This is a genomic window from Acinetobacter sp. NPDC052428 (assembly GCF_044547685.1).
In the GTDB taxonomy this organism is placed as follows: Bacteria; Pseudomonadota; Gammaproteobacteria; order Pseudomonadales; family Moraxellaceae; genus Acinetobacter; species Acinetobacter lwoffii_G.
The window spans coordinates 1-15,620 of sequence record NZ_JBIUAT010000015.1 but is presented as its reverse complement, the minus strand read 5'-3'; the positions used below and the strand labels follow the sequence as shown (position 1 = coordinate 15,620).

At 35.9% G+C, this 15,620-nt stretch carries 15 protein-coding genes and 1 pseudogene; 11 read left to right on the top strand and 5 right to left on the bottom strand.

Going from position 1 to position 15,620, the window contains the following annotated elements; all coding sequences use genetic code 11:
• Nucleotides 1-54: 54 nt before the first annotated feature.
• Together ACIG3F_RS09565 and ACIG3F_RS09560 are read left to right on the top strand one after the other, a co-directional pair.
• Nucleotides 55-441: a hypothetical protein gene (locus ACIG3F_RS09565; RefSeq protein WP_396469912.1), complete on the top strand. Its 387-nt coding sequence runs from the start codon at nt 55-57 to the stop codon at nt 439-441.
• A 250-nt stretch (nt 442-691) separates the two neighbouring features.
• Complete coding sequence (locus ACIG3F_RS09560; RefSeq protein ID WP_396469911.1) at nt 692-1,156, top strand: very short patch repair endonuclease; 465 nt, start codon at nt 692-694, stop codon at nt 1,154-1,156.
• Nucleotides 1,157-1,179: 23 nt separating this feature from the next.
• Here ACIG3F_RS09560 and ACIG3F_RS09555 read toward each other — a convergent pair whose 3' ends face one another.
• Both ACIG3F_RS09555 and ACIG3F_RS09550 read right to left on the bottom strand, forming a co-directional pair.
• Nucleotides 1,180-2,499, bottom strand: coding sequence for an MvaI/BcnI family restriction endonuclease (locus ACIG3F_RS09555; RefSeq protein ID WP_396469909.1), 1,320 nt, complete (start codon nt 2,497-2,499; stop codon nt 1,180-1,182).
• A gap of 62 nt (nt 2,500-2,561) precedes the next feature.
• Nucleotides 2,562-4,007 carry a DNA cytosine methyltransferase gene (locus tag ACIG3F_RS09550; RefSeq protein ID WP_396469908.1) on the bottom strand — a complete coding sequence of 482 codons (1,446 nt, stop codon included), beginning with the start codon at nt 4,005-4,007 and terminating at the stop codon, nt 2,562-2,564.
• A gap of 440 nt (nt 4,008-4,447) precedes the next feature.
• Between ACIG3F_RS09550 and ACIG3F_RS09545 the strand changes: the two genes are divergently transcribed.
• A complete protein-coding gene (locus ACIG3F_RS09545; protein ID WP_396469907.1) occupies nt 4,448-5,578 on the top strand; it encodes a hypothetical protein in 1,131 nt (376 codons plus the stop codon).
• A gap of 113 nt (nt 5,579-5,691) precedes the next feature.
• Here ACIG3F_RS09545 and ACIG3F_RS09540 read toward each other — a convergent pair whose 3' ends face one another.
• Nucleotides 5,692-6,582 carry a WYL domain-containing protein gene (locus tag ACIG3F_RS09540; protein WP_396469906.1) on the bottom strand — a complete coding sequence of 297 codons (891 nt, stop codon included), beginning with the start codon at nt 6,580-6,582 and terminating at the stop codon, nt 5,692-5,694.
• Between the two features lie 374 nt (nt 6,583-6,956).
• On the opposite strand from ACIG3F_RS09540, the gene ACIG3F_RS09535 reads away from it, so the two are divergent.
• The 3 genes from ACIG3F_RS09535 to ACIG3F_RS09525 are packed head-to-tail and all read left to right on the top strand — an operon-like array spanning nt 6,957 to nt 8,832.
• Nucleotides 6,957-7,223, top strand: coding sequence for a multiubiquitin domain-containing protein (locus tag ACIG3F_RS09535; RefSeq protein WP_396469905.1), 267 nt, complete (start codon nt 6,957-6,959; stop codon nt 7,221-7,223).
• Nucleotides 7,198-8,397: a ThiF family adenylyltransferase gene (locus ACIG3F_RS09530; RefSeq protein ID WP_396469904.1), complete on the top strand. Its 1,200-nt coding sequence runs from the start codon at nt 7,198-7,200 to the stop codon at nt 8,395-8,397. Before ACIG3F_RS09535 ends, ACIG3F_RS09530 begins: the two co-directional genes overlap by 26 nt.
• 3 nt (nt 8,398-8,400) lie before the next feature.
• Nucleotides 8,401-8,832, top strand: a complete 432-nt coding sequence (locus ACIG3F_RS09525; protein WP_396469903.1) for a DUF6527 family protein — start codon at nt 8,401-8,403, stop codon at nt 8,830-8,832.
• A gap of 318 nt (nt 8,833-9,150) precedes the next feature.
• Here the strand turns inward: ACIG3F_RS09525 and ACIG3F_RS09520 are convergent, their stop codons facing one another.
• Nucleotides 9,151-10,578, bottom strand: a complete 1,428-nt coding sequence (locus ACIG3F_RS09520; protein WP_396469902.1) for a PLP-dependent aminotransferase family protein — start codon at nt 10,576-10,578, stop codon at nt 9,151-9,153.
• A gap of 94 nt (nt 10,579-10,672) precedes the next feature.
• On the opposite strand from ACIG3F_RS09520, the gene ACIG3F_RS09515 reads away from it, so the two are divergent.
• From ACIG3F_RS09515 to ACIG3F_RS09495, 5 genes are all read left to right on the top strand, one after another.
• Entirely contained in the window at nt 10,673-11,062 is a 390-nt protein-coding gene (locus ACIG3F_RS09515; protein WP_396469901.1) for a hypothetical protein, read from the top strand.
• Between the two features lie 302 nt (nt 11,063-11,364).
• Entirely contained in the window at nt 11,365-11,931 is a 567-nt protein-coding gene (locus ACIG3F_RS09510; protein ID WP_396469900.1) for a recombinase family protein, read from the top strand.
• A 962-nt stretch (nt 11,932-12,893) separates the two neighbouring features.
• The gene (locus ACIG3F_RS09505) at nt 12,894-13,349 is read left to right on the top strand and encodes a helix-turn-helix domain-containing protein (RefSeq protein ID WP_004647755.1); all 456 of its coding nucleotides are present in this window, start codon (nt 12,894-12,896) and stop codon (nt 13,347-13,349) included.
• The gene (locus tag ACIG3F_RS09500) at nt 13,339-13,905 is read left to right on the top strand and encodes an IS630 family transposase (RefSeq protein ID WP_108675453.1); all 567 of its coding nucleotides are present in this window, start codon (nt 13,339-13,341) and stop codon (nt 13,903-13,905) included. The genes ACIG3F_RS09505 and ACIG3F_RS09500 overlap by 11 nt, the downstream gene beginning before the upstream one ends.
• Nucleotides 13,906-13,929: 24 nt before the next feature.
• Entirely contained in the window at nt 13,930-15,126 is a 1,197-nt protein-coding gene (locus ACIG3F_RS09495; RefSeq protein WP_396469899.1) for a reverse transcriptase domain-containing protein, read from the top strand.
• Between the two features lie 417 nt (nt 15,127-15,543).
• On the opposite strand, the pseudogene ACIG3F_RS09490 reads toward ACIG3F_RS09495, so the two are convergent.
• Nucleotides 15,544-15,620 (bottom strand): annotated as a pseudogene (locus ACIG3F_RS09490) (IS6 family transposase); the annotation flags it as partial.

The window sequence follows — 15,620 nt, the reverse complement described above, 5'->3', positions numbered from 1 at the left end:
TTGTCCACCTGTGGACTATATAATCAAATTTAATCTGATTAAGGACGGTATATAATGACAAATGCAGATTTTAAACTGCTAGTTGAATCATTGGGGTTCTATAACGCTGAAGCAGTAAGGGATTATTTCAAAGCTATAGGCTTTAATGAATCTATTAACGTCCGACCAATCCAATATTGGTTCAATGGTAAGAGTGTAGCACTCAATATGCCGATTCCAGACGATGTGGTTGAGCATTTTAAGCAGCTTGAACAAATGAAAATTGAATTATCTGGTCAAGAAAAATTTAAGAGAAATAGCTTTCTTTACAAAGACAAATATTTAATGTGGGAAAAATTCCCTGAATTAAATGGATTACCTTGCACATACCTTAACCAGTTAATGGTTCTGGTGAATATGCTTCATGGTTATAGAGAAATGCAGTATTGCTCAAGCTACTAAGGATCATGGAATGAAAAATCAGGATCTTTCTATTGTCGAATTGGTTAGTAAACGCAATAAAATTTTCTATACAGTCTGCGGATTATTGGTCTTACTAACAGCATTATCATTTGCCAGATACTTTCTGAATTTTAGTATCCTTTATCTATTAATCTTGCTTATTCCATTTTTTGCTCTCCTTTATTGGATGATAAAAATTACTGAAGGAATAAAAGAGAAAAGGATTAGTCAGGAAGGATAGGAGAGACTAGTGGTAGATATTGTTGACCCTTCTACACGTAGCCGTATGATGGCCGGAATCAAAGGCAGTAATACAAAGCCTGAATTGCTAATAAGACACCTGCTTCATAAAAAAGGATTCCGTTATCGTCTTCATGTAAAGGATCTGCCGGGAAAACCGGATATTGTGCTACCAAAATATAAGTCAGTGATTTTTGTACATGGCTGTTTCTGGCATGGCCACCAAGACTGCCATCTTTTCAGGTTACCGGCAACGCGGACTGAATTCTGGCAGGAAAAAATCTGTCGTAATCAGGCGAATGATTCCAGAGCTGTAGATCTCCTGCTCGCCAGTAACTGGCGGGTCTGTATCGTCTGGGAATGCAGTATTCGGGGAGCCAAAAAAGATCCGGAAAAAGTAGTCAGTACAATTGCTGACTGGCTTGCAGGTGATGAACAGTTTCTTAAAATACGTGACATTCAAAGAGATCTATGATCTTTGGGAAAATACAGCCATACTTATTCCTCTGATGACAGATCAAGCTCCTTATATTCATCATAGAGACAAGCTGAATTGCCTGCTGACACCCTGAACTGGTTACGTTTTTTCTGTTTCCATTTACCTGTATTCTGATCCAATGCATATTTACATCCTGGATCATGGACTACTATTCCTGTAGACAGGGCATCCAGGAATTTTTCAATACTCGCTCCTTTAGCCAGCGATACCTTTGGGCCAAACTGGTAATAGGTAGATCCTTCAATTTTTAAATTAGTATATGAGACATAGCATGTTTTTGTATGTTTTTTCTTCCAGTGATTGAGCAGTTTGCTGAAGGTCCACCCGGCCGCAATTTCTCCATTGTCATTTTTCAGAAAATAGCCACCCTCGCTCAAGGTGATTTTCTTTTTCTCCAGATCATACCCTTCAATGAAAAGTGTCAGGTGGGTTTCCGGATTTCGGATTCCAGTCTGGTGTTTGGCGGTAAAATAAAGTTGATGCGGTTGCCTACGGTTTGCATGGGTATTCATGAAATTTGCATAGCTATCACGATAGAGTCCGATATCCGGTTCAGGAGTCATCAGAGTTGTACTGCTTTTTGATCTTGTTTTCAGCTCCCAGTCCAGAAAATCTGGACTGGCATTTCCGTTTGGAATGATGCCAAATTCGCATTCAAGGGTAAAACCGGCTCCATTAGGTGCTTCATAGAAGATAACAGTACCGTCTTTGTCCAGTCTTCTGGATCTTATGAGCCCTTTGATGTAGATATCTTTGAGTTTTTCAATTAAAAGACCCTGACTGTCTGCAAGACTGGAGTAATATTCATAGAAAACTGACAGGACCTGCTTGTCCTGATTCTGTTCGGTATATTCCTGGATCTCTTTTGAAATTTCTTCATTCCATGATCCTGTATACGCAAAGACCTTGTCATCAGTCAGTCCTAGTATCATGCCCCGTTTCTGGCTGGCATACCGTTCACGTTCTTCTGATGTTGGTGGTTTCATTATCTTGCTTGGGGCAAGCGAGCAGCCACGAAGGAATCCCGAAAGCCTGATTTCCGGATATTTGGGATAAAGGATAATCTGGGAACCTGCGGCTTCTTCAGTTTCACCTTCTGGTGTAATCCAGAACAGTTTGAGAGGTGCCTTGAATATAGGGCCTTTGCTGGACTCTCCATCAGCACGGATCTCTCCCAGCGGGAAGTCCTGAATAACCTCAAAATTCCCCCCAAAATAGATCTGCTGTTTGGAATTGTCATTATTGGAAAGAAGCTTGAGCAGGATACGGGTTGCACCCAGATCCTGCATTTTCTGTGATATCTGTCTGAGAGTGGCCATATACAATCCAGTCATTGTCTTCTAACCGGATCGTACCTCTATTTTAGTGATTTTTATAGCTTTTAAGCAGACATCTTGTCTTTTTCACGCTTCCGGATTTCTGCTGCACGTAAAATATAAGGTTCCAGTAACTTTGCAACGGCAGCGAAAACAGGCACAACAACCGAGTTGCCGAACTGCTTGTATGCCTGTGTATCCGAGACCGGAATACGGAAGAAATCTTCTCCGTCCAGTTTCTGGAAGCCCATCAGTCTGGCACATTCCCGTGGTGTTAGACGACGTGGGCGGTTTTTCTGGTTATTTGGATCATCAAACTCTTCTTCTCCCCGCTGCATGTCCCAGCCGCGGTCAATTAGTATTTCCGAACCGTCTTTATGATAACGAGCTGAAAGGGTTCTGGCCACGCTGCCAGGATTTTTCGGATCTACCAGACCAAACCCAAAACCGTTACCTTTGGCCTGATGTTTCTTTGCATAGTTGTAAAGATACTTCCAGAGATTTTCAGTGAGTATGTACTTGTCTGCTACTTCTGTTTCTAACACATCCTGTATGGTCGGACGGACTTCAGGGAAGAGTTTACTGATATTTTTCAGGGAAAAGTCTCCCTTGATATCCAGACTGCGTTTGAAGCCTACCAGTACAATACGCTCACGGTGCTGGGGAAGGAAATTTTTGCCGTCAATGATTTTGGGGTCATTCGGACCACTCGCGTCAGCATCTGCAACATCATAGCCCAGCTCGTCCAGCGTCTTCATGATGATACGGAAGGTATTTCCCTTGTCATGGCTTTTCAAGTTTTTTACATTCTCGAGTACGAAAATGGCTGGCTGTTTTGCAGCAATAATACGTGCCACATCAAAAAACAGGGTTCCCTGTGCTTCACATTCAAAACCATGAGCCTTGCCAAGGGAATTCTTTTTTGAAACACCTGCCAGAGAGAACGGCTGGCATGGGAAACCGGCCAGTAGTACCTCATGATCTGGAATTTCGTTATCAATATGCTCATAAGCTTCATTGATGTCTGTATCCGGATCTTCAGTCAGCGTAACCTGTCTGATATCTTCGTTGAATTTATGCTGTTCAGGATCACAGTACCAGTTAGCCTTGTATGTCCGGACGGCTTCCTTGTTCCATTCGCTGGTAAACACGCATTGTCCGCCGATTTCTTCAAATCCCTTTCTGATCCCACCAATACCGGCAAAAAGATCAATAAAACGGAATTTATAATCTGGATGGTGGGCTGGTGGTTTTGGAAGCATTTTTTGCTGAAGCATTTCTACTTCACCTTCACTCAATGCCCTTGGTGCACTCTTTCCATTCAGCCATTTATTCAGCGTTTCACGGGTCCAGTCATACTGACCTACTCTACGAAGTATTTCAGCAACAGTTTTCTGGTCATAGGACTCCAGTACCTGATTAACCAGCACCTTGTGTTCTGCAATTTTCTGGTTTTCCTGGATTAGATACTTTTCATGCAGGTCATCAGCTTGGGACAAAAGCTCTTTCATCTATAAATCTATATTGGGTATTTTGAGTGATATTTTATCACTCATTTAACCCAGATTGGAGGATTTAAGTTCTTTGTGTTCATTAATTATGCAATACTCAACTGATCTTTTAGTTGATTCTGGTACATATGCGGATTTTTAAACAAATAGAAAATTAATGAGAATTGCTAAAGTAAGTACATAAAGCGTCAGCAGCTTACTATGAAATGTATTTGTGATTCTTGTCATTTTTGACGATTATGGTTGGTAAAATGATTATTCTTTTTTTCTTTAGATACAACCTCCATCAGAAAGAAGTCCAAGTTAAAAGGAATTTTAGTCTTACCTTCAAATGCTAAAAAAGGAAAACTGTGCAAGAATAGGAAAAGTATTGATAATTCATTTTCTTAGTCTATCCCAATGTTTATTTTTAAAACTTCGAGGTTTCTTCAAGAATTCACATGTCAGAGCAAAAAATTAAACTAGTACCACCTAAGAATTATCGCCATCCTTATAAAGTTGAAGGTATTTCCTACATGGATACTGAAGACCCAAGATTTACGTATGCCATCATAAGTCTAGTTTCAACTCATAAAAAAATTAAGAATAATAAATATCTTATTCGTGTTCTTATGATGAATGACCATCTTAAATCTAATGCTGAATTTAATATTGCCTCAGGGTTATTTACCAGTCTTATACATCCGGATGTTTCAGTGGTTGTTAAAAATATAGCACGTCCGGTACAAGACTCTGATTTATATGAAGCATTAGCTCAAACAGCAATGGATACTCTAGCTCAAGAGTACAGCTATGCTTCTATTATTGAAAATCAGGATATGGCTCGATTATTCGGGTTTCTAATATCTTCCATGATTGGAATCGAGTTCAATCCTAATCCTGTTAAATCTGAGGTAGCGGTTGCCTCTGAGCTTTTAAAAAATATTGATGATATTATTTATATCTATGATAACTATATGGCTCTTGATCTAAGTGATGAGCTCAAGGCTGAACTTAACTATCAATTCTGGTCAGCTATTACAATGATGACGCGTAGCAATGCTTTGGTATATGCGGATAATTCAAGAGGTATGGATTTCTCAAGTCTTGCTAATAATAAAACGAACCTGACTATTAAAAATCTAAAAAAAGCGATTGAAACCAGCTTACCTTATTTCAATAAAGTGCATATTCAGCGTGAAATTCGAGATTTGTTAACCCACTCAGATTTTGATGTATCTAACAGAAAAATAATTTGCAAAGATATGCTTATATCCTCTCCTCAAGCTGGCAGACTGAATATGCAAGTTTATATAAAATATAAAACTGTCATAGCGATCCTTTACCGTGCTTATCTTATTTCTGTGGAGAAGAATATTCATGAAAGCAAGATCAAAAGATTAAATACTATTCTTGATGAATCTGCTTATCGTCTTCAAAGTACTGGTCAAGATCCTCTTACATTAAAGATTCTTAAAGACCTCTTTATGATAGTGAAAAAGCCTTTAAATGCTGACGGCAATAATGATGTTGAAATTATTTTTAGTGAAGAAATTTCCAATGTCATCAAGAACCATGGATTAGTATCTTGACCAATAAAATATGTAGCTAATAAAAAAAATGGCATCATGCCGAAGTTTTCATATGGGATTACTTTGTATGATTTCGTCGTACCTTGAAATTCTTGTGGTAATCCTCCCCATTTTTAGTCTTTTAATAAATTTTTATAACCTGGAGCAAGATACACACTTTTAACATCATATAAAGCAACAGAGTTTCTTAACCAAAGATGAAATTCTTTCCCTATTAAGCTGTGATCAGGTGAACAATCAATATTCCATAGACGCAACCAATAGCCAGCCACAGCAGCTCTTACTTCGACGACTTTTACTCCATTTGTCATATTATAGTCATGTAATAATGTTTCAGGACAATGCACATTATTAGAATTTGGATGAGGGATAAGCTCTAATCTAACAAGTCTATTCCACTGATTATCCTGTGCTCTAGATTCATTTTTTTCTACTTTTATCTTGGTTTCTTGTACATTCTTAAATCGTGTTAAAACGAAGTCAGCAAATCTACATTTTTCGTAATCATATGCTCTTACATGCCATCTTAAGCCATTGTCGATTAATGAATGAGGGGCAAGTTTTTTGTTAGAAAAACCATTATCTACTGAGAAATATTCAATCTCTATAATTGTGTTACCCAAAATTGCTCTAGTTATTTTTAATAGAACATCTAAATCAGGCTCAGAAAGTCGTGGAGGTGATTGAATAGAATCGAATTCACTTAGCCCGATAGTCTTCGAGTTAGTACTATTTCTTATGAAGCCTACTGCTGTTTTGAAATTGATTGGGAAATGAGGAATGAACTCATGCAAATTAATTTCATAATGTTTTCCTACCTCATTAAAATTCATATTGTTTGGACATAAATCTCTATACTCTCTGAAATCCCGAGTTGCAGCTGGTAATGATATATCAAATTTTTTTGTTAGGTCTGATCTAGAGCACCAGCCTTTGAACCTTAAAGTTAACTCTATAAATCTTAGTCTTTCTTCCAAGTTTTTATTAATTTTTTTCCCTTCCATTACATAAAGCCTCTAACACTATGAAGTGATTGTATACGATCATTAATATGGCATAAAATAATCAAAACTACCACTTGACATGATCAAAATGATTATGTGATTATGAGGATTGGTTAAACAATGTGCGTTAGTTAATGGTTGTTGTAGAACTAAATGAGTAGTTTACGAATACTCATTTAATAGGAGGTGGCATCTAATGAGTTAATTTATTTGAGAATTAAAAAAGCCCCAATGAAAATACATCGAGGCTTTAGTGTTTAGTTAGAGCAATCTAATTAGAAATTAAACGACAAGGTCTAAACAGTTTTCTTTTGGCGAAGATAATTATAACTGTAATAAAAGACCTTGCCAATAAGTAATAAAGGAGTGACACAATGTCACAACATTTAGAAAGTAGCAAAGGTAATAAAGATAGAGACGTTAACATTATTGTTAATGCGCGTCCTAAAAAATTCGATGGCGATCGAATTAGCTATGAAGAGGTTATAGAGCTAGCCTTTCCAGGTCAATTTGATCCAAATATTGTATATACAATTGCATATGCTGGACCACAAACACCTGATGGAACTCTAGTTGCAGGACAATCGGTAGCTATTCGAAATGGGATGAAATTTGATGTCAATAAAACAAACCGTTCTTAATCCCTCAATAAAGCGATTGATTGAAGACGGTTTCGAGGTTGAAATCAAGCGCCAGCATTTGCTGGTGCACTCTATTCCTTACCTCAATCAGTCACGTGAAATAAAAGAGGCAATTTTAGTTTGTCCATTTGTTGAAAATGGAGAAATTGATACACAGCCCCAAGACCATACTATGTATTTTAAGGGTGAATACCCTCATGATGCTTTAGGTAATGGGATGTCCCAAGTTGTAAATAGTGAGAATAAAACAATTCTCTTTGATGACTTTAATGCTGATTACTATTTGTCTAATAAACCAAATGATCAGCCTTTTAGCAATTTTTATGACAAGGTAGTTCATTATCACACGCTGTTTGTTAGCCAAGCTCGTGTTGTTGATGCAAATGCTGATGGTCGAACACATGTAGTACATGGTCAGCGTGATGAAAGATCAGTATTCTGCTATCCAGATACGGCATCATCTCGTGTAGGGATTACAGCCATCACCCAGAAGCTTGAAGAATCTCGAATAGGCATTGTTGGTGTTGGTGGGACGGGAAGTTATATTTTAGACTTGCTTGCTAAGACTCCAGTTCAAGAGATTCACTTATTTGATGCGGATAGCTTCGAAACACATAATGCGTTTAGAGCTCCTGGCGCTGCATCATTGGAGCAGCTCCAAGCCATACCTAAGAAGGTTGAATATTTCCGAGAGATATATTCAGCGATGAGAAAAGGTATTTTTGCTCATGATTACTTCTTAGATGAGCAAAATATACATGAATTGGATGAATGTACTTTCGTTTTTGTTGCTGTAGATAATGGAACGACTCGGCGAGTTATTACAGATCATCTCGTTAAAAAAGGCATTCCATTTATTGATGTTGGAATCGGGGTGGAGGTCTCTAATGGTTTGGATGGAGATCCACAGTTACGAGGTACATGTCGCGTTACTCTAGCAACTGATACTTTGAATAGTCATTTACCATCACGGTTAAATCTAGAGGACGATGATGACGAAGCTATCTATCGTAGTAATATCCAAGTTGCTGATCTTAATGCATTAAATGCTGCATTAGCTGTAATGCGTTGGAAACAAGTTATGGGATTCTATCTTGATCAATTCAATGCTCATAATTTGAATCTTGTAATCCCTTTCCAGTCATTGACACGTGATGATTGCATAGAGGTATAGTTAATGGCAGTTAAACAGATTACACCAGTGTTTATAGAGTTTATTCCTGAAACAATTGAAGAGGGTAAATTGTATATCAGTGATGTGTATCAAACTGCTATTCATAAGTGTTGTTGTGGTTGTGGTGAAGAGGTGGTTACACCTCTATCACCAGCCGATTGGCAACTCAAAAAGAATATGAATAGAGTTTCGCTTAGACCATCTATAGGTAATTGGAACTACCGCTGTAAATCACATTATTTCATTACGAATAATCGAGTTATTTGGGCTGATAAATTTACCCAGAAGCAAATTGCTAGTGTTCAAGCAAAAGATAATTTTGATAAACAGAAGTATATTGCTAACAAGAATAAGCAGGGATCTAATTCGGAACAAGATAGTGATAGCTGGTTCTCAAAATTATGGTTAGTTATTAAATCTTTTTTTAAGAATTAAGAGCCATTGTAGCTAGTAAATAAAAACCGCTAACTATGAGCGGTTTTTATTAATAACAACTTATGTTTCGTTCAATGACATTTTATGCATCGCAAATGAAAAACTATGTGTCGCATGACGTATTCCTCAAACGACACGTTATTTGTCATAAGCAGTAATTAAAAATTAAATACTTATAAGATTTTGCGACATATAATGACAAAGAGTTGCGACTCATAAGCTGTCATTTTTAAAGTTTTGCGACTCAACTAATGTCATTTTCTGAAGAATAAATTTCCTTTAAGTATTAAGTCGATGTTAAAGCTCACATAATCACAATTATTGTAATTGTTGTCTTACCCAACATGCGAGTATATGTATGGCTTGTTTAATTTCATTAGTTAGAGAATGCCCTACATTAATTCTTATACAATTGTTATAGCGACTTCCTATACCGAAAACCAAGCCTGGCACAATATTAATATCTTGCTGTTGAGCAAAACAATACATCTCCCAACTATCTATTTTTTCTGAAAATTGTAACCATAAAATATATCCACCTTGAGGATTAGTTAAACCGAAAGTAATTCCCTTAAAAGCCTCAGCGATGAACTGCCGATACTCTTCGACTTGCTTACATAGTTTTGGGCGTAAGGCACTTAAATGCTGTTGATATGAACGGCTATAAATTAAATCTGCTAGTGCAAGCTGTAAGGGGGTATTTACATTTATATTCTGTGTGATCAGTTTGGCATGTAAATAAGTGAGAGTTTGAGGAATACAAAACCAGCCTATACGATACGCAGGTGATACTGTTTTAGAAATAGAGCCACAATAAATGACATAGCCATTTTCATCCCAATATTTGATTGGTAAAGGACGTGGAGTATCAAAACAACATTCAGCATAAATATCATCTTCAATAACATAACATTGATATTTAGCCGCTAATTGTGCAATTTTCTCTTTATCTTTATTGGATAGGCAAAATCCTAAAGGGTTTTGATAATTAGCAGTCAGTAAACAGACTTTTGCCCCTGATTGTTGCATTGCTTGTTCTAAGCGTTGTAAATCAATGCCTTCTATATTTGCAGGAATTTCCACAATTTTACGTTTTAACAGGGCTAATAATTGTAGCTGGCCATTATAACTGGGAGTTGGCACGATAATACTGTCTCCGACTTGTGTCAGTCTTTGAACTATCACCGATAGCGCAGGCATACACCCATTACTAATATAGATATGTTCTGGTGCAATATAAAAGCCATCTTCTGCCCAGTGCTCAGATAGGGCATTACGTAATAGAGCATGGCCTTGTCGATCACTATAGAGAAAATCTTCAGCTTTACTGTTCTTAATTGCCCTAAGTAGGGATCGTTGTAAAAGAGTGATTGGGATTAAATCTGGAGAAAGTTGAACTGAGCCTAATTGAGCTACTTGTTTTTTAGTTGCTGCTTCTTGGATCTGAATTTGTAGATCCAAATGAGAAACCTCTTGAACATCAGGAACAAAATCATAGTGTTGAGGTAAAGCTAAATTAGAGACTTTTATTGCTTTTTTAACATTTTGAACAAAATATCCTGACTTATTTACTGCATAAATAAAGCCTTTGGCTTCTAGTAAGTCATAGCAACTTTTTGCCGTGTTAATACTAATGTTTTGCTGTCTAGAAAACTGACGTAAAGACAGCATCTTCTGTCCAGACTTTAACTCTTGATTTTTGATTCTATTGATTAATTGAGTTGCTAAAATCTGATATTGAAACATTACTAGTCTGTACCCATTTTTTAAATATTTTTGTATCTGTATCCATTACTTTAACAGAGATATTCTCTTTTTAGATGAAAAACGGATACTTAGTGTGAAAATTATTTTAATAGTCTTAACTTTATTTGGATTAAATGCCTGTAAATTAGAAAAGCCTACTCAGCAAGTGCTGCACCACCATAATATGTGTGAAGGTCTTATTACATTTTTTCTTAAAACTCAAAATTTAGAAGGGTATAAACTTTTAAAAAAACAAGTAGCATCAGGTTTCTCTAAAAACTATACATATTATTATCGTTTTGAGAAAAATATTCATTCTAAGCTTATGCCTACAAGACCAAACTTAAATTTTCAATGTTATGAAAAACGCGATCAAACGATTAGTATTATATTATTAGACGGTAAAAATACATTTACTATCTTGCAGATGCCTAAATTAGATACTCAAATAATAAAAAAAATTACAGCTTATCAAAATCCATGAAATTTTAGTTTTCTAAAATTATTATTCGACTTGATAAAAAAACCGCCATTCTTGGCGGTTTTTTTATCTATGACAAATTATGTGTCGCAAATGACAAAACTTGTGTCGCGTGACGTGTACTTATCACATTTTCTAAATCTTATTTAATGTATCTTTAGAGTATACCCTAAAGTAACACTTTAAAAGTTCGTAAAACTATGTACCATTTAAATGCTTTTTAACCATATATAACATGTAACTTTGATATTAAAGATTTATAATTTACAAAATTGTTCATTTTTATCTAATTGGGGTGAAAAAGAGTGAAAGGCCAAAAAATAGGGTATATCCGGGTCAGTTCTGTCGAGCAAAATACTGGGCGTCAACTTGAGGGAATTGAAGTCGACCGGATTTTTGTTGACCGAGCTTCGGGTAAAAATACCGACCGACCGAAATTTCAGGAAATGTTGAATTATGTCCGGGAAGGGGATAGGGTTGTTGTACATTCCATGGATCGTTTTGCACGAAGCCTAAAAGATTTGGTCACTGAAGTAGATAAACTGGTTAAAAGAGGGATCGCCATCCAGTTTGTAAAAGAAAATATTACTTTTACGGCTGAATCCACCCCGATGGATAATTTGATGCTGCAACTGATGGGTGCTTTTGCACAGTTCGAACGTGAGATTATTCTAGAGCGACAAAAGGAAGGAATTAAACTAGCCTCTGTCCAAGGGAAGTACAAAGGCCGGGTACATAAATTGAAACCTGATCAAGCTGAAGCTTTACGACAAGCATGGAAGGAAGGGAAGTACCCTTCAAAAATGGCATTAGGCCAGGCATTTGGAATTAGTCGACAGGCGGTATATCGGTATTTAAAAGCAGGTGAGTAACTCAATTTGAATTGGCGACTATATTTAGTTGAGATTATGAAAACCTTAGAACGTGATAAATCCATGAAAAATCCTATTAGAAATTGAATGGGATTTTTACAAAGTATTATGTTACTGATTTTTAAAATATAAATAAAATGTATTTTATATAGGATGCATTGGGTTAATTTTAGGACAGCTTAAATAGAAACTATTTTTCATAAAATATAGAAATAACTTAAAAGAAATTCCTAAAGTTATAACTCACAATAATTAAAACTATGCCTATGATTAAATTTAGCTTATATTGATGGCGTTGATTCTGAAGCGCTGCCAAAACACGGCAAAAACTTCAATGATGCGACCCGAGTACAGCACATCACACATATTTCAGCAGAGTCCTTGACAGGATGCTATACGTTCATCGAGTTATTAGTGAACAGCGGTGATGGTGAGATGCGTAGAATCCTCGTTCCTCTTGCTACCATTTTTAGAGAGGAATCCAACAATAATTCGGAGGCTGCAATAATGAAGGCACAACAGAATCAACATAGCATGGTTTTATTCCAGAGCATATTTACGGCAGTAATGATATTAACCATGATAATTGTGTTATTCATTAGCCCTTTTACCATGGGAACGCTACTGTCTTGTTTTGTTACAATATTATGCTTGACTTTTGATTATATAAAATGCTATAAATACATAGCTATTAATCAAATTGACTTTGGGTTGGTTTTTCAGTCTGAAGCGCTGCCAAAACACGGCAAAAACTTCAATGATGCGACCCGAGTACAGCACATCACACATATTTCAGCAGAGTCCTTGACAGGATGCTATACGTTCATCGAAAAATTAGTGAACAGCGGTGATGGTGAGATGCGTAGAATCACTTCGTACCTGTATGGGTAGCCTTGTAAACATAAGTTGACAAAAATAACTAATGATGCGAAAAGGTTTTTTTAGTTAACAGATGTTCACACATGCCTAGAATTGTTTCTGTACCACTTAGTTTAGAACAGCGAGAACGACTCATTTTTCTGGTCAAGCATGCAAAACATTGGCGTGAAAGGCAACGTGCCCAAACTATTCTCTGGCTTTCCGAAGGTAAAAGTGTTGCGGAAGTTGCCACTCTACAAGAACGTATCCCAGAAACCATAAGGCTACAACGCCGACGTTGGGAATTGTATGAGTTTGAATCGATTAAAGAAGGTCATCGCTCAGGTCGACCCAATACATTGATCTCAGACTATCAGGCGAAAATCCTAGATTGGGTCAATACAAGTCCACTCAATGCAGAACAAATCCGAGTCAAACTACATGAAGAATACGAAGTGTCCGTGTCTGTTGAAACCATTCGTAAGTTTTTACGTGATTCAGGTATGGTCTTCAAGCGTACCCGTCATAGCTTGAAAAAAAAGAGATCCGATTGCATTTGAACAAGCAACACAGCAGATTGAAGAATTACGAGAGCAAGCGGCACGTGGTGAAATTATATTAGGTTATGTTGATGAAACAGGATTTTCATCTACACCTGATAACCGCTATGCGTGGACAAAGATAGGTGATGTTCATGCGGTTGATGCAATAAGATTAAAACGAGTTAATGTCATGGGGTGTTTGCTTTCAACGGGGAAACTGGTGACTAGTTGTTTACAAGAGTCAGTGACAAGCACTTGGTTTTATGCATATTTAACTGGAATAGCTCAACAAGTAAAACAGACGTATAACCTTCCATTGGTTCTTATTGTTGATAATGCCTCGATTCATAGAAGTAAAAAGATGGCTGATTACAGAGAGCTACTTAAAACTAACTTTTCGACGAATCTGTATTTTATTCCAGCTTATAGCCCTGAGTTAAATCGAATCGAGATGGTATGGAAGCAGATGAAATATTATTGGCGAGATTTTCAAGTCATGACAGCTGACAAAATAGAGCAATGGGTGGAGAAAGTATCAAACCAATTCGGAAAAGAATACATGTTTACTTTTTAATGACAACTTACAGAGAAAGAGTAAATGACATTTTATGATTACGTTAAAGAAAACTTTATTAAATTTTTTTTTAAGTTATTCAATAAACAACGTCCTTATTTATTAAACACTAAATACTATCCAGAATATTTATCATTTAATGAATTTAATTTAAACAAAGAAAAAATCTTAGTTGAACTTTTAGATAATTTATCTAAAAAAAAATATTCTCCTCAACCATTACATCCTATTTTAATGGAAAAACCAGATGGTTCGTTAAGATTAATATGCGTTCCGTCAATACAAGATCGCATAATTCAAAAACTTATTTTAAAATATATAAAAGAAAAACATGAAAATAAATATATATTAGCTACTAATTATGACTTTTCATCTAAAATTAGTGAAGCTGGTGCAATATCTGCACGAATACAAGCTTTAAAATTAAGAAATAAATACTCGTATGTTCTTAAAACGGACATCTCAGCATTCTTCGATAATTTAAATCGTCAGTTAATCAAAAAAAATATTGAAGAAAAACTAGATATACCTGAATTAAACTTTCTATTAGAAAAAATTATCAAAGTTGATACTAGACTTAAAGAAACTGAATTAATTGGTGCTAAAGAAATAGATTTTTTAAAATCTAAAAGAGGAAAAGGCATTAGACAAGGTATGCCAATGTCATCATTCCTTGCATCCTTATATCTCTATGAATTTGATACTTTTATGAATCAAAAAAATATCCCTTATGTAAGATATGCAGATGATTTAGTTATATTTTGCTCATCTCGCCTAGAAGCTCTAAAATATTTAAATTTAGTAACTGAGGAATTAAAAAAAATTGATCTTGCAATCCCTCCTCTAAAAGACAAACTAAAAACTAAAATTGTTAAGAATCAGCCTATTGATTTTTTAGGTTTGGAATTCAGATCTAGCGGCAATAGATTTAAAGCTTATATACCTAATTCAATTTTTAAAACAATTAATAATAAATTAGATGTATATGATTCTTTAAATAAAAACCTTAAAAATAAAAAAGATTTTTCTGATGTAATTCAGGATATAAAATATATAACAAATGGATATAATTCGGCATTTTCAGATGCTTGTAATATGAGTGAACTTCAGGAGGAGATTAATAATAAGAAAATAGTGATTTTTTCAAAACTTTTAACATCTCTAGGTTTAGATATGGAACGTCTCAGTTCTCGTCAAAAGAAGTTTTTCTTTAGTCTATGATTTTCATATAGAATATTTCCATAAAAATAATTGTAGTTAAACTATAAAATAAAATCCTCTTAAATTAAGAGGATTTTATTAGATCTCTTGCATAAATCAAAAAATGATCTTCTTTTTGGTTGATATTTGCACTCCAGATTTCTTGGCATTCGTGCATAATCTGCGGATGAAATACATCGATTCAAACAAGCTTTCTGATCCTCAGTTCAAGCGATACACGGGCATCTCATGGTCAACCTTCTATTTGATGGTTGAGCAATTGCAGAGGCATGTCCCTACCAAAGGCAGACCGCCCAAGTTAAGCCTGGAGGATCAGGTTCTGCTCTGTCTGAGCTATTGGCGGGAATACCGAACCTTATTTCACGGGCACTGTTGCAAATAGAGATTTGAGTCGATGAAGTTCCCTTTAAAAAGTGCTTAGAGACCGAAAACCCTGTTGATTAGACACACTTCACCCTGAGGCTGACCATAATAAAATGACGATGCTTGTCCTT

What these genes read in the sequence shown, in the direction of transcription:
- ACIG3F_RS09495 (WP_396469899.1), top strand. Translation starts at nt 13,930, where the DNA reads ATGACATTTTATGATTACGTTAAAGAAAACTTTATTAAATTTTTTTTT.
- ACIG3F_RS09535 (WP_396469905.1), top strand. Translation starts at nt 6,957, where the DNA reads ATGTCACAACATTTAGAAAGTAGCAAAGGTAATAAAGATAGAGACGTT.
- ACIG3F_RS09540 (WP_396469906.1), bottom strand. Translation starts at nt 6,582, where the DNA reads ATGGAAGGGAAAAAAATTAATAAAAACTTGGAAGAAAGACTAAGATTT.
- ACIG3F_RS09530 (WP_396469904.1), top strand. Translation starts at nt 7,198, where the DNA reads ATGTCAATAAAACAAACCGTTCTTAATCCCTCAATAAAGCGATTGATT.
- ACIG3F_RS09565 (WP_396469912.1), top strand. Translation starts at nt 55, where the DNA reads ATGACAAATGCAGATTTTAAACTGCTAGTTGAATCATTGGGGTTCTAT.
- ACIG3F_RS09545 (WP_396469907.1), top strand. Translation starts at nt 4,448, where the DNA reads ATGTCAGAGCAAAAAATTAAACTAGTACCACCTAAGAATTATCGCCAT.
- ACIG3F_RS09550 (WP_396469908.1), bottom strand. Translation starts at nt 4,007, where the DNA reads ATGAAAGAGCTTTTGTCCCAAGCTGATGACCTGCATGAAAAGTATCTA.
- ACIG3F_RS09505 (WP_004647755.1), top strand. Translation starts at nt 12,894, where the DNA reads ATGCCTAGAATTGTTTCTGTACCACTTAGTTTAGAACAGCGAGAACGA.
- ACIG3F_RS09520 (WP_396469902.1), bottom strand. Translation starts at nt 10,578, where the DNA reads ATGTTTCAATATCAGATTTTAGCAACTCAATTAATCAATAGAATCAAA.
- ACIG3F_RS09525 (WP_396469903.1), top strand. Translation starts at nt 8,401, where the DNA reads ATGGCAGTTAAACAGATTACACCAGTGTTTATAGAGTTTATTCCTGAA.
- ACIG3F_RS09555 (WP_396469909.1), bottom strand. Translation starts at nt 2,499, where the DNA reads ATGGCCACTCTCAGACAGATATCACAGAAAATGCAGGATCTGGGTGCA.